This is a genomic window from Methyloversatilis sp., assembly GCF_051861465.1.
Taxonomy (GTDB): domain Bacteria; phylum Pseudomonadota; class Gammaproteobacteria; order Burkholderiales; family Rhodocyclaceae; genus Methyloversatilis.
The window spans coordinates 1-21,092 of sequence record NZ_JBHYCQ010000009.1; the positions used below are offsets into that span (position 1 = coordinate 1).

Genomic DNA, 21,092 nt, shown 5'->3' on the forward strand with positions numbered 1-21,092 from the left:
GTAGGCCTTTACCCCACCAACTAGCTAATCTGACATCGGCCACTCCAATCGCGCGAGGTCCGAAGATCCCCCGCTTTCTCCCTCAGGACGTATGCGGTATTAGCACTTCTTTCGAAGTGTTATCCCCCACGACTGGGTATGTTCCGATGTGTTACTCACCCGTTCGCCGCTCGCCGCCAGGTTGCCCCGCGCTGCCGCTCGACTTGCATGTGTAAAGCATTCCGCCAGCGTTCAATCTGAGCCAGGATCAAACTCTTCAGTTTAATTCCCAAAACTCAACAGAATTCACAGGTATAAGCTTTCGCTTAAAACCTTTGATTCGTATGAGCACTTCAATTTAGTTGTCATGCGCGCTTCCATCACCCCAGGTTCCCCCGAAACGACATCCACACGCCGTTACAACCATGCCGTGCCCACACCTATCGGCTGTTTGTGTTTTTAAAGAGCTTCGCTGCTGAGCAACGAGAGGTGCGCATTCTACGGATAATCGAAAGGCCGTCAATACCTTTTCGAAAGAATCCTGAATATTTTTCGCATCGCACCCACGCCAATCCGCTGCAACACGACAAACGTATAAAAATCCCCCGTTCGATCAGCGGACTAACGGGTCATCACTGGCCGAGAATGATCCTGCAGAATTTTCGCTTGCCGACCTGCGCCACCACGTTTGTCCCCGCTGCAAGCAACAGACCGCGATCGGATACCTTCTCGCCGTCGAGACGTACACCGCCTTGTTCGATCATGCGCAGCGCCTCCGATGTCGTTCCCGTGAGCCCAGCAGACTTCAACGCCTGGGCAATCGGCAAGCCGGATGGCGGCGCCTGAAGCATCACCTCCGGCAAATCATCCGGCACACCGCCTTGCCGGAACCGGGTTTCGAAGTCTCGCAGCGCAGCGTCAGCCGCAGGCGCGCCATGGAAGCGCGCAACGATCTCCTGCGCCAACATCACTTTCGCGTCGCGCGGATTGCGGCCTGCCCGCGTCTCTGTCTGCAGCGCTTCGATCTCAGCACTGCTGCGGAACGACAACAGCTCGAAATAGCGCCACATCAGCGTATCGGACACCGACATCACTTTGCCGAAGATCTCGTTGGGGGGCTCGGATACACCGATATAGTTGCCGAGGGACTTGGACATCTTGTTGACGCCATCCAGCCCTTCAAGCAGCGGCATCATGAGTACAACCTGCTGCGGCTGTCCGTATTGCTTCTGGAGCTCGCGCCCCATCAGCAGGTTGAACTTCTGATCGGTCCCGCCGAGTTCCACATCGGCCTTCAATGCGACCGAGTCATAGCCCTGGCAAAGCGGGTAAAGGAATTCGTGGATGGCAATCGGCTGATTGCCGGCATAGCGTTTTGCAAAGTCGTCGCGCTCGAGCATTCGGGCCACCGTATGGCGCGAAGCGAGGCGGATCATGCCCTCGGCGCCGAGGTCGTTCATCCAGGTCGAATTGAACACAACCTCCATGCGCCCCGGGTCAAGGATCTTGCCGACCTGATCCTGATAGGTGCGCGCATTGGCAAGCACCTGTTCGCGGCTGAGTGGGGGCCGGGTCGCATTCTTGCCGGTCGGGTCACCGATCGAGCCGGTGAAGTCACCGATCAGGAACAGGATGTGGTGACCGAGATCCTGAAAGTGCTTCAGCTTGTTCAGCAATACCGTGTGCCCAAGATGCAGGTCCGGTGCTGTAGGATCGAAGCCGGCCTTGACCCTCAGCGGGCGCCCGGACTTCAACTTCTCTACCAGATCAGCCTCGGGCAACAACTCTTCCACGCCACGCTTTATCCAGTGCAACGCTTGTTCGACATCTGACATGACTGTACTCCGGCTATCCAGAAACGCCGGCTCGCCCAGATCAGGCCGGCCGACGTGCAAATCGCGCGATGGTATAGCAAGCGCGGGACCGCGCCGACGGGAAGGCTCATGAGGGAGCTGTTCGTCGGAATCATGTCGGGCACCAGCCTCGACGGAATTGATGCGGTGCTGGTCGATTTTTCGGCTGAACGGCCAGCCCTGCTGGCGCATGCACACCGGCCCTACACGATCACGCTGCGCGATGAACTGACTGCGCTGTGCGCGAGCGGACCGGACGAAATACATCGATCGCAACGTGCAGCCATTGCACTGGCTCATATCAGCGCCGAATTGGTTTCCGGACTGCTCGCCGCGGCCGGGCTGTCTGCCGCAGATGTCAGCGCCATCGGCTGCCACGGCCAGACCGTCCGGCACATGCCGGACGATGGTTACACGTTGCAGATCAACGCACCCTCACTGCTGGCCGAGCTGACCGGGATTGCCGTGGTCGCCGATTTCCGCACGCGCGACATTGCGGCGGGCGGACAAGGTGCGCCGCTCGTGCCGGCGTTCCACGCCCACGTTTTTTCAGATGCAACGCGATCGCGCGTGGTACTGAACATCGGCGGCATGGCGAACGTGACACTTCTGGCGCCGGGCGAGCCGGTACGTGGATTTGACTGCGGCCCCGGCAACGTGCTGATGGACGGCTGGATCGCGCGCGCGCGCGGGCTTCCCTACGATGCCGATGGCGCGTGGGCAGCAACCGGGAAGGTGGATCGGACACTGCTCGATCGGTTGCTGTCGCATCCGTTCTTCGCGCGGCAGCCACCAAAGAGCTGCGGGCGCGAGCAGTTCAATCTCGATTGGCTGGATTCGCTGTTGTCGGGTAGCGAGCGCGCCGAGGCCGTTCAGGCCACCCTGACGGAACTGTCCGCAGTATCGGTATGCGAGGCGCTGGCGTCCGCCGGTTTCAGGGCTGATGAGATCGCCGTGTGCGGCGGTGGCTCATTGAACACGTATCTCGTGCGCCGACTGCAGGCCCATACACGAGCTCAGGTCATCAGCACCGCCCACTGGGGTGTGGCGCCCGACAGCGTTGAGCCCCTCGCGTTTGCGTGGCTTGCGCGGCGCACCTTGCGCGGCGAGGCCGGCAACGTAGCGAACGTCACCGGCGCCCGCGGCCCCCGAATACTGGGCGCCGTGTGGCCGGCCTAGAAATCAGCTTGCAGAATCAGACCGAGAAGGACGAGCCGCAACCGCAGGTCGACGTCGCGTTCGGGTTCTTGATCACGAACTGAGCACCTTCGAGGCCCTCGGTGTAATCGATCTCTGCGCCAACCAGGTACTGATAGCTCATCGGATCGATCAACAGCGTCACACCGTTCTTTTCAAGCGCGGTGTCGTCTTCGTTGGTAACTTCGTCGAAAGTGAAGCCGTACTGGAAACCGGAACATCCACCGCCCGACACGAAAACGCGCAGCTTCAGGTCAGGATTACCCTCTTCGAGGATCAGCTCCTGGACCTTGTTTGCCGCGCTGTCGGAAAAAAGCAGCGGCATCGGCATTTCGGTCATTGCATTCATGTTTCGTCACTCCAAGGTTGCTGCACTACAAGACAGGTTCGTTCAACTCAACTTCCACTGGCCAATTTTAGCTCTATCGCACGCGGGGCCGCGTTCTGGTGTTCAAGCTGCCCCTTGACGATAGCACCAAGATGCACCTCCAGCCTGTTATAGACCACATCGCCGGAAATTCGTGCCTGCGGCTGAAGCTCAAGAAACTCGGACGATACGATGGGCCCGTTGACGAGGCCATTCACCATGGCATGGGTTACCGAGACGGCACCTTCAATCCGCGCATGCTCGCTCAGCACCAGTGTGCTGGATTCATCCCCATCAGCGCGGACATTGCCCACCACTTCACCGTCAATGCGCAGACCACCCCTGAAATGTACGTCACCGACCACTCGGGTGCCGGCGCCAATCAGGCTGTCGATCCGGTTGCTGGGCTTCTTCGACTTCTTTCCGAACATGCCGTCCTCCAAGGATTGTCGAGTCAAACCGCGGCGGTCGCGCGCGCCCTGATCTGCCCGTCCTGAACAAAGCGGACTTCTATCGACTTCAGCCGCGCGCCATCAGGCAGGGTAATTACGCCATCTACACGCTGAAAGTGCCTGAAGGCGACCCGATGCGAGGCGTCGCCGGGTTTAGGCGGGAATGTGATATTAGCATCGTGCCCATGTTGATCAATTGTCGCAACAATCTCGTAGGCCCCAAGGGCGTCCCGGTCGGGCTTGCCGCCCTGGCGAATGATCAGCATGCGATAGCGATAGCGCCCGGCGTCGCCATCGGGTTCGAGCACCAATCTGTTGATCTTGAAGCCCTGCTCGGCGCCGGATGAACCGGCCAGACTTTCGAATACCAGCATATCTTCGCGCAGGCGGCTGTTTTCGCTTTCGAGGGAGCGAATACGGGATGTCAGCTGTTCCTGCGCGCTTCGCTCGATCTGCAACGTGCTGTGCGCTGCGTCGGCTTGCTGACGAATACCCGCCAGTTCGCCTTCAAGCACCGACACGCGCTCCCGGAGCGAACGCGCCTCCGACTGCATTCCAGAAACGTCCAGCCCCACCCAGCCGCGTCCGGCATCGAAAATGACTTGTGCAAGGACCAGCGCAATCGCCACGACACCCGTGACCGCAAGCGCCTTGAGATACCAGGGCGCGTGCGAACGCACCGCAACCTGACGGGCTGCGATGCCGTGGCGCGAACGCCAGCGACGCGCCTTTACGGCAAGACCGGTACGAGCTCTAGTCCACACGACTCATCGAACCCGAACATCAGGTTCATGTTCTGCACCGCCTGCCCCGCTGCACCCTTCACCAGATTGTCGATTACGCTGAGGACAACCACCGTATCGCCTCCCTGCGGGCGATGAACCGCGATGCGGCAAGTGTTGGACGCTCGAACCGATCGCGTTTCGGGATGACTGCCCGCTGGCAGGACATCAATGAAACGCTCGTCAGCGTAGCGCTCCTCAAACAGCGCCTGCAGGTCACATTCCTTCTTCAGGCGGCCATACAGGGTGGCGTGAATGCCGCGGATCAGAGGCGTCAGATGCGGCACGAACGTCAGACCGATTTCGGTGCCTGCCACATTCGAAAGGCCCTGCCGGATTTCAGGGAGGTGGCGGTGTCCAGGGACCCCGTACGCCTTAAAATTATCCGATGATTCAGCGAAAAGCGTATGCACTTCTGCCTTGCGCCCCGCACCGGACACGCCGGACTTGGCGTCGGCGATCAGACTGGCGGGATCGATCACACCTGCTTCGATCAACGGGATGAATCCAAGTTGCACCGCTGTCGGGTAGCAGCCAGGGTTCGCGACGATGCGTGCGGAACGAATCTGCGCCCGATTCACTTCCGGCAAACCATAAACGGCTTCAGCAAGGATGTGCGGACAGGCGTGCGGCATGCCGTACCATTTTTCCCAGACGGCCTCTTCCTTCAAGCGAAAATCCGCAGCAAGGTCGATCACTTTCACCCCTGCCGCCAGCAGTGCTGGCACCTGCTGCATGGCGATGCCGTTCGGCGTGGCGAAGAAGACCACATGGCAGTCCTCCAGGCCCGCCTCAGCGGGGTCGGCAAAACGCAGACCGACGTGTCCACGCAGGCTTGGAAACATGTCGGCCACGGGTTTGCCGGCATCGCCGCGAGAGGTGATCACCTTCAACTCCACGTCTGGATGCCGAGCGAGCAATCGCAGCAATTCGACGCCCGTATAACCCGTTCCACCGACGATACCAGCCCGGATTGCCACGTCTATTCCCCTTTGAATGGATGCAGCGCAGGGCGCACTTAGCTTCCATGCACCCGCCGCATCATGCCAGAAACGAAAAAGGCCGCTGTCGAGGCGGCCTTCTCCGGGTGAGGCGGCTGACGAATCAGCGCTTCGAGAACTGCTTGCGACGACGTGCCTTGTGGAAGCCAACCTTCTTGCGTTCCACTTCACGTGCGTCGCGCGTAACGAACCCAGCCTTGCTGAGCGCCGGCTTCAGCGTTGCATCATAGTCGATCAACGCACGGGTAATGCCGTGACGAACCGCGCCCGCCTGACCCGATTCGCCGCCACCGATCACATTCACCATGATGTCAAACGTGCTGACATGTTCGGTCAGTTCGAGCGGCTGGCGCACGACCATGCGGCCTGTTTCGCGCGAGAAGAACTCGTCAACCGGCTTGTCGTTAACAACGAACGCGCCCTTGCCCGGACGGAGGAACACGCGGGCAACCGCAGTCTTGCGCCGTCCCGTGCCATAGTAATAATCAACATTGAAAGCCATGACCGGACCGTCCTCAGATGTTCAGCGCTTTGGGTTGCTGCGCGGTATGCGGATGATCCGTTCCCGCGTAGCATTTCAGCTTCTTAAGCATTGCGTAGCCGAGCGGCCCCTTCGGAAGCATGCCCTTGACGGCCTTCTCAAGAACACGCTCCGGGAAGCGTTGCTGCAGCTTCGTGAAATTCGTTTCGTAGATACCGCCGGGGTAACCCGAATGGCGGTAGTACTTCTTGTCCTCTGCCTTGTTGCCGGTGACGCGCAGCTTCTCGACGTTCACGACAACGATGTAATCACCTGTATCAACGTGGGGCGTGAATACAGGCTTATGCTTGCCGCGCAGACGGCGTGCGATTTCGCTGGCCAGGCGCCCGAGCACCTTGTCAGAGGCATCGACGACATACCAGTCGCGCTCGACTTCGTGCGGCTTGGCTGAAAAGGTTTTCATCTCGAACGTCCCAATGATTTCGGGCCAGATCGCCCAAAAGCCGGCGAATATAGCCCGCGGAGTCAGGCGTGTCAATGCTCGACGCCCGAATAAAAAAAGCGCGACTCATTGAGTCGCGCTAAATCCACACCAAAGGAGGAGGGTGGAGGAGACACCTGCGGAGAAACGACCGCAAAGCCGGCGGCAGGCGCCACGTGAACGATCGTTCTCAAAACTTGACTGGATTATTGTCCAGCCGATCCGCGTAAGCAAGAAATTTTTGCGTCGCACAAGTGACGCGGCACATCCGACATGTGTACCAGCGCCGCCCTGGTGCCATAAAAAACTCAAATTTTCATTGAGTTGCAGACCACTCTCTTGCAAGCCAGAAAATCAACCCTTCGAAAATGCGGATTACTTCGCATTGCCGCCCGCCTCGTGACGCATTGCAACAATCTCGGTGCTCGCCGATTGATCGCCTCTGAGCATTACAATCACGCGCTCTTACAGGAGATGGCGCAATGGAATGTGTCGTGAAGTGGCTGGACGGTGTGAGCTTCGTGGCCGAGACGGGCTCCGGCCACATGCTGAATATGGACGGCGCGCCAGAGGCCGGCGGCCGCAATATGGCACCGCGGCCAATGGAGCTGCTGCTCGCCGGAACGGGAGGCTGCACCGCTTTCGACGTCATGCTCATACTGAAGAAAAGTCGCCAGGCGGTCACCGGTTGCGAAGTGGAACTGAAGGCAGATCGCGCGCCTGAAGATCCAAAGGTATTCACCCGAATCGGGTTCCACTTCAAGATCAGCGGCCGGCAGCTCAAACCCGAGGTGATCGAGCGCGCGATCCATCTGTCCGCTGAAAAGTACTGTTCGGCTTCCATCATGCTCGGCCAGACGGCACGTATCGAGCACACCTGGGAAATCACCGAAACATCTGACTGATCGGCTGGCGCCGTCAGACGTGGTAGGCCAGTCGTGTCATCACCGACGACGACGCGCGCATCACTGCCCGGACAGGCGTCGGCAATTCTGCCGCGCCCAACCTTTCCGCTACGCGCGCGTGCTGTCGCTCGTCCTGCCTCATCTGCTCGAGCAGCCGCCAGGATTTCTGGTCAGCTGCCGGCAGGCGGTCCAGATGCCCCTGCAGATGCGTCTCGACCTGCCTTTCCGTTTCCGCCAGAAAACCCAGATTCCACTTGTCGCCGACCAATCCTGCGGAGACGCCTGCAAGCAGTGCACCGCCGTACCAGAGTGGATTCAGCAGACTGGTCCGCGCACCGAGTTCGCCGATGCGTGACGCAGTCCAGCACAGGTGTTCGGTTTCCTCGATGGCCGCCTGACGCAACGCATCGCGAACAGACGGATCGCGACACGTCAGCGCCTGCCCCTGATAAAGCGCCTGGGCACAGATCTCGCCCACATGGTTGATGCGCATCAGCGCACCAACATGACGACGCTGGCTGTCATCGAGATCCGGCTCCGGCAGTTCGGAACCCGGAATCGGGCGCGCCGTGCGCGCAGGAGCTGCCAGCGTCCGCAGTGCGCGATCAAGCTCTATGATCAGGCGGTCAAGGAACATTCAGCGATAACCCGTAAGTGGCGTGCCCACACGCGGCTTGAAGCTGGCCGCCATCAGCTCGATCGCCTGAGATGGGGTCTGCGGGCGATCGCCCGCACACACCAAACCATCGAACAAAGCGTAGTGATAGGCGTTGAAGCGATTGCCGGTGTAAACCGGAGACCAGCGCACACCACGCGGAGTCACCCAGCCCGCCCCAGCCCTGAGATAGGCATACAGACGGCGTTCCGCTGTTGCGCAGCGGATGCCCTCGACCGACACAGTCTCTGCGCCACCCGCCGTCAGCACACGCGAGATGAAGCGCGTCACCTCGTCCTTGCCCACGCTGATACTCGCGCGCGCTACAAAGTAGCGGTTTCGCGTCTCGGAACCGACATGAAATTCGACCCAGTCCGTCGCCTGTACAACATCGGGCAACGCGTAGTCGTCTTCCTTGAGTTCGCCCGGTTCCCCGGCTTCTTCTCCGCGATAGGGATCCGGCTTCTGCCAGTCGGTGATCTGCGCACCTGCGCCGGTCATCCAGAAGCACAGCAACAAAGCCGCAGCACGACGTCCGGCGGCTGGAAAATGTTTGATCGACATATGAGCAGTTGAGGGTCCTTGGTTGAAGCAGGTTCCGCAGCTTGCTGCAGAACCTGCCCAGCCCGGACGAAATACGACGCGCTCAAGGCGCCGGGGAAACAGAGTCCGGTCGTGAATCGTCCGGAAGCGGCGCAACCTTGTGTTCCTCGTCGTCGCCATGACTCGAGCAGCCTTTCGCGCGGGCGTTCCGGAAGGCCAGCCGCGCCAGTTCGGTCAGCGCCTGCTGATAGACCTGCCGCTTGAACTCGATGACCGAATCCAGCGGAATCCAGTAATCGTGCCATCGCCAAGCGTCGAACTCGGGATGATCGGTGGCGCGCAGGCAGACATCGCAGTCGCGACCCACCATGCGCAACAGGTACCAGATCTGCTTCTGGCCGCGATACGCACTGCGCCACTCGCGCCGCACCCAGTTGCGCGGCACGTCATAGCGCAACCAGTCGCGGGTTCGCCCGACGATGCGCACATGCTGCGGACGTAGCCCCAACTCTTCCCAGAGCTCGCGGTACATCGCCTGCTCAGGCGATTCACCGTGGTTGATGCCTCCTTGCGGAAACTGCCAGGCGTGTTCGCCTATGCGCTTTCCCCAGAAGACCTCATTGCGCCCGTTGATGAGGATGATGCCGACGTTCGGGCGGTACCCTTCCCGGTCGAGCATGACTGAACCTGCCTGATGAAATTTTTGTGGATTCTTCCACAATTCGTCACCGAATTGAAGCAAAGGCCTCCGCTTCAGCCTATTGGCGCCAAGCGGCTAGAATCGCAGGTTGGCCACTTCACCACTCCCGGGTTCGCGAACTTCATGCACGCCAGCAAATTCTTCATTTCCACACTCAAGGAAGGCCCCTCGGACGCCGAGGTCGTATCGCACAAGCTGATGACCCGCGCCGGCATGATCCGCAAGCTCGCCGGCGGCATCTACAACTACATGCCGATGGGTCTGCGGGTCATCCGCAAGATCGAAGGCATCATCCGCGACGAAATGAACAAGGCCGGCGCGATCGAGCTGCTGATGCCGCTCATCCAGCCGGCCGAGCTGTGGCAGGAGACCGGGCGCTGGGACAAGATGGGTCCGGAAATGCTGCGCGTGAAGGATAGACACGACCGCGACTTCATCATCCAGCCGACGTCGGAAGAAGTGGTGACCGATATTGCGCGGGCCGAAATCCACAGCTGGCGCCAGCTGCCGAAGAATTTCTATCACATCCAGACCAAATTCCGCGATGAGCGCCGGCCGCGTTTCGGCGTGATGCGCGGGCGCGAGTTCACGATGAAGGACGCCTACTCGTTCGATCGTGACGATGACGCTGCCGGCCGCAGCTACGACATCATGTTCGACGCCTATCTGCGCATCTTCAACCGGCTCGGCCTGCAGTTTCGCGCCGTTGCCGCTGACACCGGCGCCATCGGCGGCTCGCGCAGCCACGAATTCCAGGTGATCGCCGACACCGGCGAAGACCTGATCGCCTGGTGCCCCGAGTCCGACTACGCCGCCAATATAGAACTGGCGCAGGCCGTGTCGCTGATCCCGCAACGCGGAACAGCGACGCAGGTGATGGCTGTCACACCGACGCCGGGCACGACGCGGTGCGAGGATGTTTCGGCGCTGCTGGGCATCCCGCTGGCGTCGACCGTCAAGTCCATCGTGCTTGCGGCCGAAAAGGAAGGCAGGACCGAACTGTGGCTGCTCATGTTGCGCGGGGATCACGAACTGAATGAAGTGAAGGCATCGAAGCTGGCGGGTCTCAAGGACGGATTCCGCTTTGCGTCCGAAGCGGAGATCGTCGAGCACTTCGGCTGCGTACCGGGCTATCTCGGGCCGATCGGCCTGAAGAAGCCGGTGCGCATCGTGGCCGACCTGACGGTCGCCAACATGAACGACTTCGTCACCGGCGCCAACCGGCCGGACGCCCACTTGACCGGCGTGAACTGGGGCCGCGACCTGCCGGAGCCCGAAGCGGTCGCCGACCTGCGCAACGTGGTTGAAGGCGATCCGTCACCGGACGGCAAGGGCGTGCTGGCCATCCAGCGCGGCATCGAGGTCGGCCATGTGTTCTTCCTCGGCACCAAGTACTCGGAAGCGATGAACTGCACCTATCTCGACGAAACCGGCAAGCCGCGCACCATGGTGATGGGTTGCTACGGCATCGGCGTGACGCGTCTGGTCGGCGCAGCGATCGAACAGAACCACGACGAGCGCGGCATCATCTGGCCGCAGACGATCGCGCCGTTCGAAGTCGTGATCTGCCCGGTTGGCTGGAGCAAGTCCGACGCCGTGCGCGACGCGGCGCAGTCGCTGTACGGCGAACTGGTTGCGAAGGGCTTCGACGTCATCCTCGACGATCGCGACGAGCGCCCGGGCGTGATGTTTGCCGATTGGGAGCTGATCGGCGTGCCGCATCGCATCACGGTCGGCGAGCGCGGCCTGAAAGAAGGGGTGGTCGAGTACCAGCACCGGCGCGAGGGCGTGGTGCACAAGGTGGCGCCGGACGCCGTGGCCGGACTTCTGGGCGCCCCTGCGGGACACTGATGAGACGCGCTCGGCTCGCCTGCTTCGCCCTGCTGCTCGCTTCGCTGACGGGCGGCGCGGAAGCGTCTCAGCAGTACGAGCCGCTGGCCGACAGCGTGCGCGCGGCCCTGCACCGGGCGATCAGTGACCGACCGGCACCGGAGTCAGCCGGCGGCGCGTCGGCCGAACGTCAGCTCTGGCTGAACACGATGTCCGAGCGGCTGACCAAACGCATGCCGGACGAAGCCGGGCGCATGGAATTCCTGAAGGCGGTGCATTACGAGGCGACGCGGGCCGGGCTCGACCCGCAGCTTGTGCTCGGCCTGATCCAGGTGGAAAGCGGCTTCCGCAAGTACGCGGTTTCGAGCGCCGGTGCGCGCGGCTACATGCAGGTCATGCCGTTCTGGGTGAAGCTGATCGGCAACGAGGAAAGCAACCTGTTCCACCTGCGCACCAACCTGCGTTTCGGCTGCACGATCCTGCGCCACTATCTCGACATCGAGAAGGGCAACCTGTTCAGGGCGCTCGGGCGCTACAACGGCAGCCTGGGCAAGGCCGAATACCCGAATCTGGTGCGCGGTGCGTGGGAGCGTCACTGGTCCTGGCCCGGCTTGAGTGCCAGCAACCCCTGAACCGGGTCAGCGCAATGGCTCCGAGAGCAATCGCCATTCGGTGACCTGAACCACCAGTTCGGCCAGCGAATCGACCTTCATCTTGGTCATCATCCGCGCGCGGTGCTGTTCAACCGTTTTCGTGCTGATGCCGAGATCGACTGCGATCTCCGCATTCTGACGCCCATCCATGACGCGTTCGAGCACTTCGCGCTCGCGTGCGGTCAGCGTTCCCAGGTGTTGTCCGACCGCATGAAGGCGGCTGCGCCGGCCGCGCTGCGCACTGTGGATGCCGATCGCTTCATTCACCCGTTCGCGCAGTTGCACCGGATCGACCGGTTTCAGCAGGAAATCCAGCGCACCGCCGCGCACCGCCTGGACCGCCTGACTCACCTCGCAGGGGCCGGACACGAACACGATCAGGGCGCGGCTGCCGATGGCGCGCAGACTGGACTGCAACTCGACGCCGCCGATGTCCCGCAAGGTCGCGCTGACCACCAGGCAGGCCGCGCGCGCGATGGCGCTGCGGTTCTGCAGCAGCGAACCGGCACCGGCAAACACCTGCACATCGATGTCCGGTCCCTCGAGCGCTTCCGCCAGCGCGCGGCGGGCACGCTCGTCGTCATCGACGACGCATACCAACTCGCGGACCACGGCGACCGGCTCCGCGCGCTCAGCGCATGCCCGGCAGCATGCCCTTCATGCTGCGCATCATTTTCTGCATGCCGCCCTTGGAGAACTGCTTCATCATCTTCTGCGTCTGTTCGAACTGGTTCAGCAACCGGTTCACCTCCTGCACCGATGTGCCGGAACCCGCTGCGATGCGCCGTTTGCGACTCGCCTTGATCAGTTCGGGCTTGGTGCGTTCGGTCGGCGTCATGGAATTGATGATGCCTTCGATGCGCCGGATGGCCTTGTCGTCCTGGCCACCCTGCATCTGCTGGGCAGCACCGGCGAACTGCGCCGGCAGTTTGTCCATCAGCGCCGACAGGCCGCCCATCTTGCGCATCTGCGCGATCTGCTGCTTGAAGTCATTGAGATCGAAGCCCTTGCCGCTCTTGAGTTTCTGCGCCAGATCGCGCGCCTGATCCTCGTCGACCTGACGGCGCGCGTCTTCGACGAGACCCAGGATGTCACCCATGCCGAGAATGCGCGACGCCATGCGCTGCGGATGGAACTCCTCCAGTCCGGTCAGCTTTTCGCCGACGCCGGCGAACTTCAGCGGCGCACCGGTCACATGGCGCACCGACAGCGCTGCGCCACCGCGCGCATCGCCATCGAGCTTGGTCAGCACGACGCCGGTCAGCGGCAGCGCATCCTTGAACGCCTTGGCGGTATTGACCGCGTCCTGACCCAGCATGGCATCGACAACGAACAGCGTTTCGATCGGTTTGATCGCCTCGTGCAGCGCACGGATTTCATCCATCATCGGCTGGTCGACCGCCAGCCGGCCCGCGGTGTCGACCAGCAGCACATCGAAGTAACGGGTTTTCGCGAATTCGACCGCCGCGCGCGCGATGTCGACCGGCTTCTGGTCGGGCGTCGACGGAAAGAACTCGGCGCCGGCCTGGCCGGTGACGGTGCGCAACTGCTCGATGGCGGCCGGGCGATAGATGTCGCACGACACCGTCAGCACCTTTTTCTTCTGCGTCTCCTTCAACCATTTGGCCAGCTTGCCGACCGTGGTCGTCTTGCCGGCACCCTGCAGGCCGGCCATCAACACGATGGCAGGTGGCTGGGTAGCGAAGTTCAGACCGACCGACGCGCCGCCCATCAGCGCAGTGAGTTCGTCATGCACGACGCCGATCAGCGCCTGGCCGGGCGTGAGTGACCCGACCACTTCCTGACCGACCGCCTTTTCGCGGATCTTTGCGACCAGGTCTTTCACGACAGGGAGGGCGACGTCGGCTTCAAGCAGGGCCATGCGCACCTCGCGCAGCATGTCCGCAATGTTCTCGTCGGTCAGGCGGGCCTGACCGCGCAGCGTCTTGACGACCTTGGCGAGCCGTTGGGTGAGGTTGTCTAGCATGTCGGGGCGGCCTGCGCCTTGGGTTAAACTGGGAGGAATGATTCTAATCGAACTGCTCCCTTCCGCCCTGTACGCCGCACTGGCGCTTTGGCTTACCCGCCCTGCCATGCTGGCCCAAGCACTGTCGGCGCCGGGCAGCAGTACGCGCACCGCAGCGCTGGCCTTCGCGCTTGTGGTGCATGGCGTGGTGCTGTCGCACCAGCTTTTCCCGGACGGCCAGATGCGGTTCGGCGCGGCCGACGCGCTGGCCGTGATGACCTGGCTGGCGCTCGTTTTCTACTGGGTGGAAAGCCTGTCGTCGCGACTGGATGGCCTGCACACGCTGGCGCTGCCGGTCGCTGCGGTGTGCGCCGCGATTCCCGTCATCTGGCCGGACCGTCACGCGATCGGCAATGCCGACAACCTGCTGTTCCGCACTCATTTCGTCATGGCGATGACGGCTTACAGCCTGTTCACCCTGGCCGCGCTGCACGCGATGCTGATGTCGGCGGTCGAGCGCAGCCTGCACAAGGGCCGGCTGACCCGATTGCTCGACAACATGCCGCCGCTCCTGGTGATGGAAGGGCTGTTGTTCAGGCTCATCACGGTCGCTTTCGTGCTGCTGAGTGCCACGCTGGTCAGCGGCATCGTGTTTTCGGAACAGGTATTCGGCAAGCCGCTCACCTTCAATCACAAGACCTTCTTCGCGATCCTGTCCTGGGTGCTGTTCGGCATCCTGCTGGCCGGGCGGCACTTCCGCGGCTGGCGCGGCCGGCTCGCCCTGCGCTGGACGCTGGGCGGCTTCTTCGTGCTGCTGCTCGCCTATATCGGTACGCGCTTCGTGCTCGAGGTCGTGCTCGGCCGTACCTGAGCGATGGATTCGATCCCCCTGTCCAGCCAGTTCGTGGCGCTGGCCGTGCTGCTGGTGCTGTCGGGCTTCTTCTCGATGGCCGAGACCGCGATGATGGCGTCCAACCGCTACCGGCTGAAGGCGGCGGCCCAAGGTGGCTCGCGCGGCGCACAGCACGCGCTCGACCTGCTGGCACAGACCGACAAGCTGCTCGGCGTCATCCTGCTGTTCAACAATCTGGTCAATGCCGCGGCCGCCACGCTGACCGGGGTGATCGTGATCGGCCTGTTCGGCGAAGGCGAGTTGACACTCGCGATCGGCACGCTGCTGATCACCTTCCTCATCCTGGTTTTTTCCGAGATCACGCCCAAGGTGGTCGGCGCGGGCTACGCCAATTCGATCGCCCCGGTGGTCGCGTTCGTGCTCAAGCCGTTGTTGAAGGTGTTCTATCCGGTCATCTGGTCGGTCAATCTGCTCGTTTCGGGCATCCTGCGCATCACCCGCCTGAACCCGGGCGACCAGGAAGAAGGTCATGCGCTGTCGGCGGACGAGCTGCGCGCGCTGATGACCGAATCGGGCCATTTCATCCCCGCTGCTCACCGGCGCATCCTGATCAACCTGTTCGAGCTGGAGGACGTGACGGTCGAGGACGTGATGACCCCGCGCAACCAGATCGAGGCGATCGACCTCGAACAGCCGCTGCCGGACATCCAGCACCAGATTGCAACCAGTCACCACGGCCGGGTACCGGTCTATGTCGGCGAACTGGACCGGGTGCTCGGCGTGTTGCCGCAGCGGCGGGTGGTCAGCGCGCTGTCAGCGGGCGAACTCGACAAGGATGAAATCCGTGCGCTGCTGACCAAGCCCTACTTCGTGCCGTCGGCGACACCACTTTATAGCCAGCTGCAGTTCTTCCAGGAGAACCGACAGCGCCTGGCGCTGGTGGTGAACGAATACGGCGAGGTCGAGGGACTGGTCACCCTGGAGGACATCATCGAGGAGATTGTGGGCAAGTTCACCACCGGCCAGCCGGGCAGTGCCCTCTCGCTGGCCTGGGCGGACGGCAGCGTCATCGTCGATGGCAGCCGCAGCCTGCGCGAACTGAATGGCAAGCTCGGGCTCAACCTCCCGCTTCAGGGGCCGAAAACACTGAACGGGCTGTTGCTTGACCACCTGCAGGACATCCCTGAATCCGGGCTTTCGGTACGGATCGATAATGTGACGATGGAAATACTGCATACCGAAGACCGAATGGTGCGCAGCGTGCGCCTGTTCAAACCGGTCGACGAATCGAAACGTTGAAACGGCGCTGAAGCGCCAGAAACCGTTTACAGATCAAGCCTGAATCGTCATCATCAAAGGCGATTTATCAACTTTCGCACACACGTCTCCGACTCCGATCATGGCCGCTACAGCAAAAAGCTCCCTGTCAGGTCTGGCGCGCGCGCTGGCCCAGCACGGCCGCCTGACCGAGACGGAAGCCAGCACGCTGACCCGTGAAGGCGATCAGTCGGGGGCCGGTTTCGTCGCCCAGCTCGTGGCGAGCGGCAAGATGACCGCCCGTGATGCGGCCGTGTTTGCATCGGAAACCTTCGGCTATCCGCTGCTCGACCTGACGCAGTACGACCCCGACCAGTTCGCGACCGACGCGATCGACAAGAAGCTGATGCGCGCGCATCGCGTGCTCGCGCTGAAGAAGCGCGCCAACCGGCTGGCTGTGGCGATCGCCGACCCCTCCAATCTGCGCGCCATCGATGAGGTCCGCTTCCAGACCGGACTGGCCGTCGATCCGGTTGTGGTGGAAACGGACAAGCTGTTTGCGCTGGTCGACAAATTGTCGGAATCGGTCGAGAAGACGCTGGAATCACTCTCTTCGGCCGACTTCGACTTCGACGGTGAAATGGCGCCCGATGAGGACGCCGCCAGCAACGACACCGGCACGGTCGAGATCGACGACGCACCGGTGGTGCGCTTCATCCAGAAAATCCTGCTCGACGCGATCAACGAGGGGGCGTCCGACGTCCACTTCGAGCCGTACGAAAAGTATTACCGCATCCGCTACCGCACCGACGGCGTGCTGCGTGAAATCACCCAGCCGCCGCTGGTGCTGCGCGAGAAGATCGCGTCGCGCATCAAGGTCATTTCCCGGCTCGACATTTCGGAAAAGCGGGTGCCACAGGACGGCCGGATGAAATTCGTGCTGTCCAAGACGCGCGCCATCGACTTCCGGGTCAGCACGCTGCCGACGCTGCACGGCGAGAAGATCGTCATGCGGATTCTCGATCCCAGCTCGGCCATGCTCGGCATCGACGCGCTGGGTTATGAGCCTCCGCAGCGCGCGGCGCTGATGAATGCGATCGGACGTCCTTACGGCATGATTCTGGTGACCGGCCCGACCGGTTCGGGCAAGACCGTGTCGCTCTATACCTGCCTGAACATCCTGAACCAGGCCGGCGTGAATATTTCGACTGCCGAAGATCCGGCTGAAATCAACCTGCCCGGCGTCAATCAGGTCAATGTAAACGACAAGGCCGGCCTGACCTTCGCTGCAGCGCTCAAATCCTTCCTGCGGCAGGATCCGGACGTGATCATGGTGGGCGAAATCCGCGACCTCGAAACGGCCGAAATTTCGATCAAGGCCGCCCAGACCGGCCACCTTGTGCTGTCGACGCTGCACACCAACGACGCCCCGACCACGCTCGACCGCATGCGCAACATGGGCATCGCCGCCTTCAATATTGCATCAAGCGTCATATTGATCACTGCACAGCGCCTTGCGCGGCGCCTATGCTCCTGCAAGCAACCGATGGACATTCCGGTCGAAGCCCTGCTCGAAGCCGGTTTCACAGAGGAAGAACTCGACGGCAGCTGGCAGCCCTACGGCCCTGTCGGCTGCGAGCGTTGCAAGGACAGCGGCTACAAGGGCCGGGTCGGCATCTACCAGGTGATGCCGATCTCGGACGAGATTGCGCATATCATCATGACCAATGGCAACTCGATCGACATCGCGCAGCAGGCCCGGCGCGACGGCGTCAAGGATTTGCGACAGTCGGGTCTGCTGAAGGTCAAGCAGGGAGTGACCTCGCTGGCGGAAGTGCTTGCCTGCACCAATGAATGAACGGTCGCGGCACCCCCGCCGCGCCAGCACGAGCGGACATACCGCGCTAGGAGCTTGATTTGGCCACCGCAACCCGACCCGTACGCAAGGACAGCGGTTCCAAGGACCAGGTATTCAACTGGGAAGGCAAGGACAAGAGTGGCAAGCAGGTGCGCGGAGAAATGCGCGCCGGCGGCGAGGCCATGGTCCAGGCCACACTCCGCCGTCAGGGCATTCTGGTCACCAAGGTCAAGAAACGCAGCTTCGGGCGCGGTGGCAAGGTGACCGAAAAGGACATCACCTTGTTTACGCGCCAACTCGCGACGATGATGAAAGCCGGCGTACCACTGCTGCAGGCCTTCGACATCGTCGGCAAGGGCGCTGCGAATGGCGCCGTGTCGCGCCTGCTGGGCGACATCAAACTCGAAGTGGAATCCGGCTCGAGCCTCAACCAGGCCTTCCGCAAATACCCGCAGCACTTCGATCCCTTGTTCTGCAACCTGGTGTCGGCCGGCGAACAGGCCGGTATTCTCGACAGCCTGCTCGACCGGCTGGCGACCTATCGCGAGAAGATCCTGGCCATCAAGGGCAAGATCAAGTCGGCCATGTTCTATCCGGCATCGGTGCTGGGCATCGCAATCATCATCACCGCGGTGATCATGATTTTCGTCATCCCGGAGTTCAAGAAGGTGTTTTCGAGCTTCGGTGCAGACCTGCCGGCACCAACGCTGGTTGTCATTGCGATCTCGGACGCCTTCGTCGCCTATTCCTGGCTCATTGCGCTTGTTGCCGTCGGCGCCTTCGTCAGCTTCGCGTACATGCTCAAGCGCTCGCTGCCACTGCAGATTGCCGTCGACCGGCTGCTGCTCCGCTTGCCGGTGATGGGCGACATCGTGCGCAAGGCCACCATCGCGCGCTGGGCACGCACGCTGTCGACGATGTTCGCGGCCGGCGTACCGCTGGTCGAAGCGCTCGATTCGGTCGGCGGCGCCGCCGGCAATCACATCTACCGCATGGCAACCAAGCAGATCCAGTCGGAGGTGAGTACCGGTACCAGCCTCACGGTGGCGATGCAGAACACGAATGTGTTCCCGGTGATGGTGATCCAGATGGCGTCGATCGGCGAGGAATCCGGGCAGCTCGACGCCATGCTGTCCAAGGTGGCCGACTTCTTCGAACAGGAGGTCGATGACTCGGTGGAGGCGCTGTCCAGTCTTCTGGAGCCGATCATCATGGTGGTACTGGGTACGTTGATCGGCGGTCTGGTGGTGGCCATGTATCTGCCGATCTTCAAGGTCGCGCAGTCGGTCTGAGCGCAGGCAGGTCACTTCATGAACATCGACCTGCTGGCCCAGTCCGGGCCGCTGGCGCTGCTGTGCGGCCTCATCGGGCTGGCCGTCGGCAGCTTCCTGAACGTGGTGATCCATCGCCTGCCGCTGATGATGGAACGCGAATGGGCGGCACAGTGCGCGGAACTTGCCGGCCAGACGCCTGCACCGGCTGATCCACTGACCCTCTCTTCACCGCGTTCCCGCTGTCCATCCTGCGGCCACGCCATTACCGCGCTGCAGAACATCCCGCTGCTGTCATGGGCGCTGCTGCGCGGTCGCTGCAGCGCCTGCCGGACGCCGATCAGCGTGCGCTATCCGCTGGTCGAACTGCTGACCGGCCTGCTCAGTACCGTCTGCGCCCTCAGTTTCGGCCCGACGCTGCTGCTGGCTGGCGCACTGGTGTTCCTGTGGTCACTGATCGCCCTGACCTTCATCGATCTCGATACCCAGCTTCTGCCCGACAGCATCACGCTGCCTCTGGTCTGGGCCGGGCTGCTGCTCAATCTGGTCGGCGGTTTCACCGATCTGTCCTCGGCGGTGGCGGGCGCCATCGTCGGCTACCTGGTGTTGTGGTCGGTCTACTGGGCCTTCAAACTGGTTACCGGCAAGGAAGGCATGGGTTACGGCGACTTCAAGCTGCTGGCTGCGATCGGCGCCTTCCTCGGCTGGCAGATGCTGCCGGTGGTCATCCTGCTGTCGTCGCTGGTCGGTGCCGGCGTCGGCATCGCGATGATTGTCTTCCGCTCGCACGGCCGCAACGTGCCCATTCCATTCGGTCCCTATCTGGCGGCAGCCGGTGTGCTGGCCCTGTTTTTCGGGCAGTCGATCAACCAGACCTATCTCGGTGCTTTCTGAACGGCAGACCCGGACTTGATTCCGGCACGCCAACCCTCATCTCACGATTGCCGCACATGGACTGAAATGTGCATGTGCAACAATGCCTTAATCTATACTTCTGCGTTTTCCGGAGCCTGACATGCCGATTTACGGTTACCGCTGCTCGTCCTGCGGTCATGAAAAAGATGTGATGCAGAAAATCAGCGAGGCGAAGCTGACAGTCTGTCCGGCCTGCGGCGCATCGACCTTCATCAAGCAGCTTTCCGCCGCCGGCTTCCAGCTCAAGGGCAGCGGCTGGTATGCAACCGACTTCAAGGGCGGCGGCGCAAAGCCGTCCAGCCCCGCAGCCAGCGCCGATGCCCCGAAGGAGGCGTCATCGGGATCCTCTGCCGAACCGGCTTCGACCGACAGCAGTCCGGCCGCGCCGAAGGCTTGCGGCGGCCCGTGCGCCTGCCATTGATGAAACGTTATTTCATCACCGGTCTGCTGATGTGGATTCCGCTCGCGATCACCCTCTGGGTGCTCGCGTGGATTCTCGGCACGCTTGATTCAACCATGCTTCTGGTGCCCTACAAATGGCGGCCGGAGCAGCTTTTCGGGTTCGACATTCCGGGTCTGGGCGTCATCCTGACCGTGCTGATCATCCTGATCAGTGGCGTTGTAGGCCACAACATCATCGGCCAGCGCCTGCTGCGCTACTGGGAAAGCCTGCTGTCGCGCATTCCGGTGGTCAAGTCGATCTACAACGGCGTCAAGCAGGTGTCGGACACGCTGTTTTCCAGCTCGGGCGAGGCCTTCCGCAAGGCGATGCTGATCCAGTACCCCCGCCAGGGCAGCTGGACCATCGCCTTCATGACCGGCCAGCCGGGCGGCGACGTGGCCAACCACCTGACCGACCACATCAGCGTCTATGTGCCGACCACGCCCAACCCGACCTCGGGCTTCTTCCTGATGGTGCCGCGCAGCGAGGCGATCGAACTCGACATGACGGTGGACGAAGCGCTGAAATACATCGTGTCGATGGGCGTTGTGCCGCCCGCCCGCAAACCCAGGGTACAGAAGACGGTCGTGCCCGCACTCGATAACTGAAACCGGGGCGCGGCCGCGCCCCTTCTCTCTTCCGGAAATACAC

23 protein-coding genes and 1 rRNA gene are annotated in these 21,092 nt (G+C 62.1%); 11 read left to right on the plus strand and 13 right to left on the minus strand.

The window, feature by feature from the left end; genetic code table 11:
• Positions 1-263 (minus strand): 16S ribosomal RNA (locus ACTIFF_RS13570); the annotation flags it as partial.
• Between the two features lie 348 nt (positions 264-611).
• On the minus strand, positions 612-1,814 hold the full coding sequence (tyrS, locus tag ACTIFF_RS13575) for a tyrosine--tRNA ligase (protein ID WP_439537311.1): 1,203 nt from the start codon (positions 1,812-1,814) through the stop codon (positions 612-614).
• Between the two features lie 108 nt (positions 1,815-1,922).
• On the opposite strand from tyrS, the gene ACTIFF_RS13580 reads away from it, so the two are divergent.
• Entirely contained in the window at positions 1,923-3,011 is a 1,089-nt protein-coding gene (locus ACTIFF_RS13580; protein WP_439537312.1) for an anhydro-N-acetylmuramic acid kinase, read from the plus strand.
• Between the two features lie 16 nt (positions 3,012-3,027).
• On the opposite strand, the gene erpA is transcribed toward ACTIFF_RS13580, so the two are convergent.
• The 6 genes from erpA to rplM form a co-directional block, all read right to left on the minus strand.
• Positions 3,028-3,378: an iron-sulfur cluster insertion protein ErpA gene (gene erpA / locus ACTIFF_RS13585; protein ID WP_439537313.1), complete on the minus strand. Its 351-nt coding sequence runs from the start codon at positions 3,376-3,378 to the stop codon at positions 3,028-3,030.
• 47 nt (positions 3,379-3,425) lie between these two features.
• Positions 3,426-3,827, minus strand: a complete 402-nt coding sequence (locus ACTIFF_RS13590; RefSeq protein ID WP_306476235.1) for a bactofilin family protein — start codon at positions 3,825-3,827, stop codon at positions 3,426-3,428.
• A gap of 23 nt (positions 3,828-3,850) precedes the next feature.
• A complete protein-coding gene (locus ACTIFF_RS13595; protein ID WP_439537314.1) occupies positions 3,851-4,477 on the minus strand; it encodes a DUF6776 family protein in 627 nt (208 codons plus the stop codon).
• Positions 4,478-4,578: 101 nt separating this feature from the next.
• Positions 4,579-5,610, minus strand: coding sequence for an N-acetyl-gamma-glutamyl-phosphate reductase (gene argC, locus ACTIFF_RS13600; protein WP_439537315.1), 1,032 nt, complete (start codon positions 5,608-5,610; stop codon positions 4,579-4,581).
• Between the two features lie 124 nt (positions 5,611-5,734).
• Positions 5,735-6,133 carry a 30S ribosomal protein S9 gene (gene rpsI, locus ACTIFF_RS13605; protein WP_069038505.1) on the minus strand — a complete coding sequence of 133 codons (399 nt, stop codon included), beginning with the start codon at positions 6,131-6,133 and terminating at the stop codon, positions 5,735-5,737.
• A gap of 13 nt (positions 6,134-6,146) precedes the next feature.
• Positions 6,147-6,575 carry a 50S ribosomal protein L13 gene (gene rplM, locus ACTIFF_RS13610; protein ID WP_069038506.1) on the minus strand — a complete coding sequence of 143 codons (429 nt, stop codon included), beginning with the start codon at positions 6,573-6,575 and terminating at the stop codon, positions 6,147-6,149.
• Positions 6,576-7,075: 500 nt separating this feature from the next.
• Between rplM and ACTIFF_RS13615 the strand changes: the two genes are divergently transcribed.
• Complete coding sequence (locus ACTIFF_RS13615; protein ID WP_439537316.1) at positions 7,076-7,498, plus strand: OsmC family protein; 423 nt, start codon at positions 7,076-7,078, stop codon at positions 7,496-7,498.
• Between the two features lie 13 nt (positions 7,499-7,511).
• On the opposite strand, the gene coq7 is transcribed toward ACTIFF_RS13615, so the two are convergent.
• The 3 genes from coq7 to ACTIFF_RS13630 form a co-directional block, all read right to left on the minus strand.
• Positions 7,512-8,135, minus strand: coding sequence for a 2-polyprenyl-3-methyl-6-methoxy-1,4-benzoquinone monooxygenase (gene coq7 / locus ACTIFF_RS13620; protein WP_439537317.1), 624 nt, complete (start codon positions 8,133-8,135; stop codon positions 7,512-7,514).
• Positions 8,136-8,717 (minus strand): CNP1-like family protein, encoded by a 582-nt coding sequence (locus tag ACTIFF_RS13625; RefSeq protein ID WP_439537318.1) that lies wholly within the window; start codon positions 8,715-8,717, stop codon positions 8,136-8,138. It lies immediately after the preceding gene.
• Between the two features lie 82 nt (positions 8,718-8,799).
• A complete protein-coding gene (locus ACTIFF_RS13630) occupies positions 8,800-9,375 on the minus strand; it encodes an RNA pyrophosphohydrolase (RefSeq protein ID WP_439537319.1) in 576 nt (191 codons plus the stop codon).
• Between the two features lie 144 nt (positions 9,376-9,519).
• Between ACTIFF_RS13630 and ACTIFF_RS13635 the strand changes: the two genes are divergently transcribed.
• On the plus strand, positions 9,520-11,247 hold the full coding sequence (locus tag ACTIFF_RS13635; protein WP_439537320.1) for a proline--tRNA ligase: 1,728 nt from the start codon (positions 9,520-9,522) through the stop codon (positions 11,245-11,247).
• Positions 11,247-11,858, plus strand: coding sequence for a lytic transglycosylase domain-containing protein (locus ACTIFF_RS13640; RefSeq protein ID WP_439537321.1), 612 nt, complete (start codon positions 11,247-11,249; stop codon positions 11,856-11,858). Before ACTIFF_RS13635 ends, ACTIFF_RS13640 begins: the two co-directional genes overlap by 1 nt.
• A 6-nt stretch (positions 11,859-11,864) precedes the next feature.
• Here ACTIFF_RS13640 and ACTIFF_RS13645 read toward each other — a convergent pair whose 3' ends face one another.
• On the minus strand, positions 11,865-12,491 hold the full coding sequence (locus ACTIFF_RS13645) for a response regulator transcription factor (RefSeq protein WP_439537322.1): 627 nt from the start codon (positions 12,489-12,491) through the stop codon (positions 11,865-11,867).
• A gap of 19 nt (positions 12,492-12,510) precedes the next feature.
• Complete coding sequence (ffh, locus tag ACTIFF_RS13650; RefSeq protein WP_439537323.1) at positions 12,511-13,866, minus strand: signal recognition particle protein; 1,356 nt, start codon at positions 13,864-13,866, stop codon at positions 12,511-12,513.
• Positions 13,867-13,903: 37 nt separating this feature from the next.
• Between ffh and ACTIFF_RS13655 the strand changes: the two genes are divergently transcribed.
• From ACTIFF_RS13655 to ACTIFF_RS13685, 7 genes are all read left to right on the plus strand, one after another.
• On the plus strand, positions 13,904-14,716 hold the full coding sequence (locus tag ACTIFF_RS13655; protein WP_439537324.1) for a cytochrome C assembly family protein: 813 nt from the start codon (positions 13,904-13,906) through the stop codon (positions 14,714-14,716).
• Positions 14,717-14,719: 3 nt separating this feature from the next.
• Positions 14,720-15,997 (plus strand): HlyC/CorC family transporter, encoded by a 1,278-nt coding sequence (locus ACTIFF_RS13660; protein ID WP_439537325.1) that lies wholly within the window; start codon positions 14,720-14,722, stop codon positions 15,995-15,997.
• Between the two features lie 100 nt (positions 15,998-16,097).
• Entirely contained in the window at positions 16,098-17,813 is a 1,716-nt protein-coding gene (gene pilB, locus ACTIFF_RS13665) for a type IV-A pilus assembly ATPase PilB (RefSeq protein WP_439537326.1), read from the plus strand.
• A 59-nt stretch (positions 17,814-17,872) separates the two neighbouring features.
• Positions 17,873-19,105, plus strand: a complete 1,233-nt coding sequence (locus ACTIFF_RS13670; RefSeq protein WP_439537327.1) for a type II secretion system F family protein — start codon at positions 17,873-17,875, stop codon at positions 19,103-19,105.
• A gap of 18 nt (positions 19,106-19,123) precedes the next feature.
• The gene (locus ACTIFF_RS13675) at positions 19,124-19,978 is read left to right on the plus strand and encodes a prepilin peptidase (protein WP_439537328.1); all 855 of its coding nucleotides are present in this window, start codon (positions 19,124-19,126) and stop codon (positions 19,976-19,978) included.
• Between the two features lie 121 nt (positions 19,979-20,099).
• Positions 20,100-20,420 carry an FmdB family zinc ribbon protein gene (locus ACTIFF_RS13680; protein ID WP_439537329.1) on the plus strand — a complete coding sequence of 107 codons (321 nt, stop codon included), beginning with the start codon at positions 20,100-20,102 and terminating at the stop codon, positions 20,418-20,420.
• Positions 20,420-21,049 carry a DUF502 domain-containing protein gene (locus ACTIFF_RS13685; protein ID WP_439537330.1) on the plus strand — a complete coding sequence of 210 codons (630 nt, stop codon included), beginning with the start codon at positions 20,420-20,422 and terminating at the stop codon, positions 21,047-21,049. The genes ACTIFF_RS13680 and ACTIFF_RS13685 overlap by 1 nt, the downstream gene beginning before the upstream one ends.
• Positions 21,050-21,092: the final 43 nt, after the last annotated feature.

What these genes read in the sequence shown, in the direction of transcription:
- rpsI (WP_069038505.1), bottom strand. Translation starts at nt 6,133, where the DNA reads ATGGCTTTCAATGTTGATTATTACTATGGCACGGGACGGCGCAAGACT.
- ACTIFF_RS13580 (WP_439537312.1), top strand. Translation starts at nt 1,923, where the DNA reads ATGAGGGAGCTGTTCGTCGGAATCATGTCGGGCACCAGCCTCGACGGA.
- ACTIFF_RS13625 (WP_439537318.1), bottom strand. Translation starts at nt 8,717, where the DNA reads ATGTCGATCAAACATTTTCCAGCCGCCGGACGTCGTGCTGCGGCTTTG.
- ACTIFF_RS13660 (WP_439537325.1), top strand. Translation starts at nt 14,720, where the DNA reads ATGGATTCGATCCCCCTGTCCAGCCAGTTCGTGGCGCTGGCCGTGCTG.
- ACTIFF_RS13680 (WP_439537329.1), top strand. Translation starts at nt 20,100, where the DNA reads ATGCCGATTTACGGTTACCGCTGCTCGTCCTGCGGTCATGAAAAAGAT.
- ACTIFF_RS13615 (WP_439537316.1), top strand. Translation starts at nt 7,076, where the DNA reads ATGGAATGTGTCGTGAAGTGGCTGGACGGTGTGAGCTTCGTGGCCGAG.
- ACTIFF_RS13655 (WP_439537324.1), top strand. Translation starts at nt 13,904, where the DNA reads ATGATTCTAATCGAACTGCTCCCTTCCGCCCTGTACGCCGCACTGGCG.
- pilB (WP_439537326.1), top strand. Translation starts at nt 16,098, where the DNA reads ATGGCCGCTACAGCAAAAAGCTCCCTGTCAGGTCTGGCGCGCGCGCTG.
- tyrS (WP_439537311.1), bottom strand. Translation starts at nt 1,814, where the DNA reads ATGTCAGATGTCGAACAAGCGTTGCACTGGATAAAGCGTGGCGTGGAA.
- ACTIFF_RS13675 (WP_439537328.1), top strand. Translation starts at nt 19,124, where the DNA reads ATGAACATCGACCTGCTGGCCCAGTCCGGGCCGCTGGCGCTGCTGTGC.
- coq7 (WP_439537317.1), bottom strand. Translation starts at nt 8,135, where the DNA reads ATGTTCCTTGACCGCCTGATCATAGAGCTTGATCGCGCACTGCGGACG.
- ACTIFF_RS13685 (WP_439537330.1), top strand. Translation starts at nt 20,420, where the DNA reads ATGAAACGTTATTTCATCACCGGTCTGCTGATGTGGATTCCGCTCGCG.
- rplM (WP_069038506.1), bottom strand. Translation starts at nt 6,575, where the DNA reads ATGAAAACCTTTTCAGCCAAGCCGCACGAAGTCGAGCGCGACTGGTAT.
- ACTIFF_RS13630 (WP_439537319.1), bottom strand. Translation starts at nt 9,375, where the DNA reads ATGCTCGACCGGGAAGGGTACCGCCCGAACGTCGGCATCATCCTCATC.
- erpA (WP_439537313.1), bottom strand. Translation starts at nt 3,378, where the DNA reads ATGAATGCAATGACCGAAATGCCGATGCCGCTGCTTTTTTCCGACAGC.
- ACTIFF_RS13635 (WP_439537320.1), top strand. Translation starts at nt 9,520, where the DNA reads ATGCACGCCAGCAAATTCTTCATTTCCACACTCAAGGAAGGCCCCTCG.
- ACTIFF_RS13590 (WP_306476235.1), bottom strand. Translation starts at nt 3,827, where the DNA reads ATGTTCGGAAAGAAGTCGAAGAAGCCCAGCAACCGGATCGACAGCCTG.
- ffh (WP_439537323.1), bottom strand. Translation starts at nt 13,866, where the DNA reads ATGCTAGACAACCTCACCCAACGGCTCGCCAAGGTCGTCAAGACGCTG.
- ACTIFF_RS13640 (WP_439537321.1), top strand. Translation starts at nt 11,247, where the DNA reads ATGAGACGCGCTCGGCTCGCCTGCTTCGCCCTGCTGCTCGCTTCGCTG.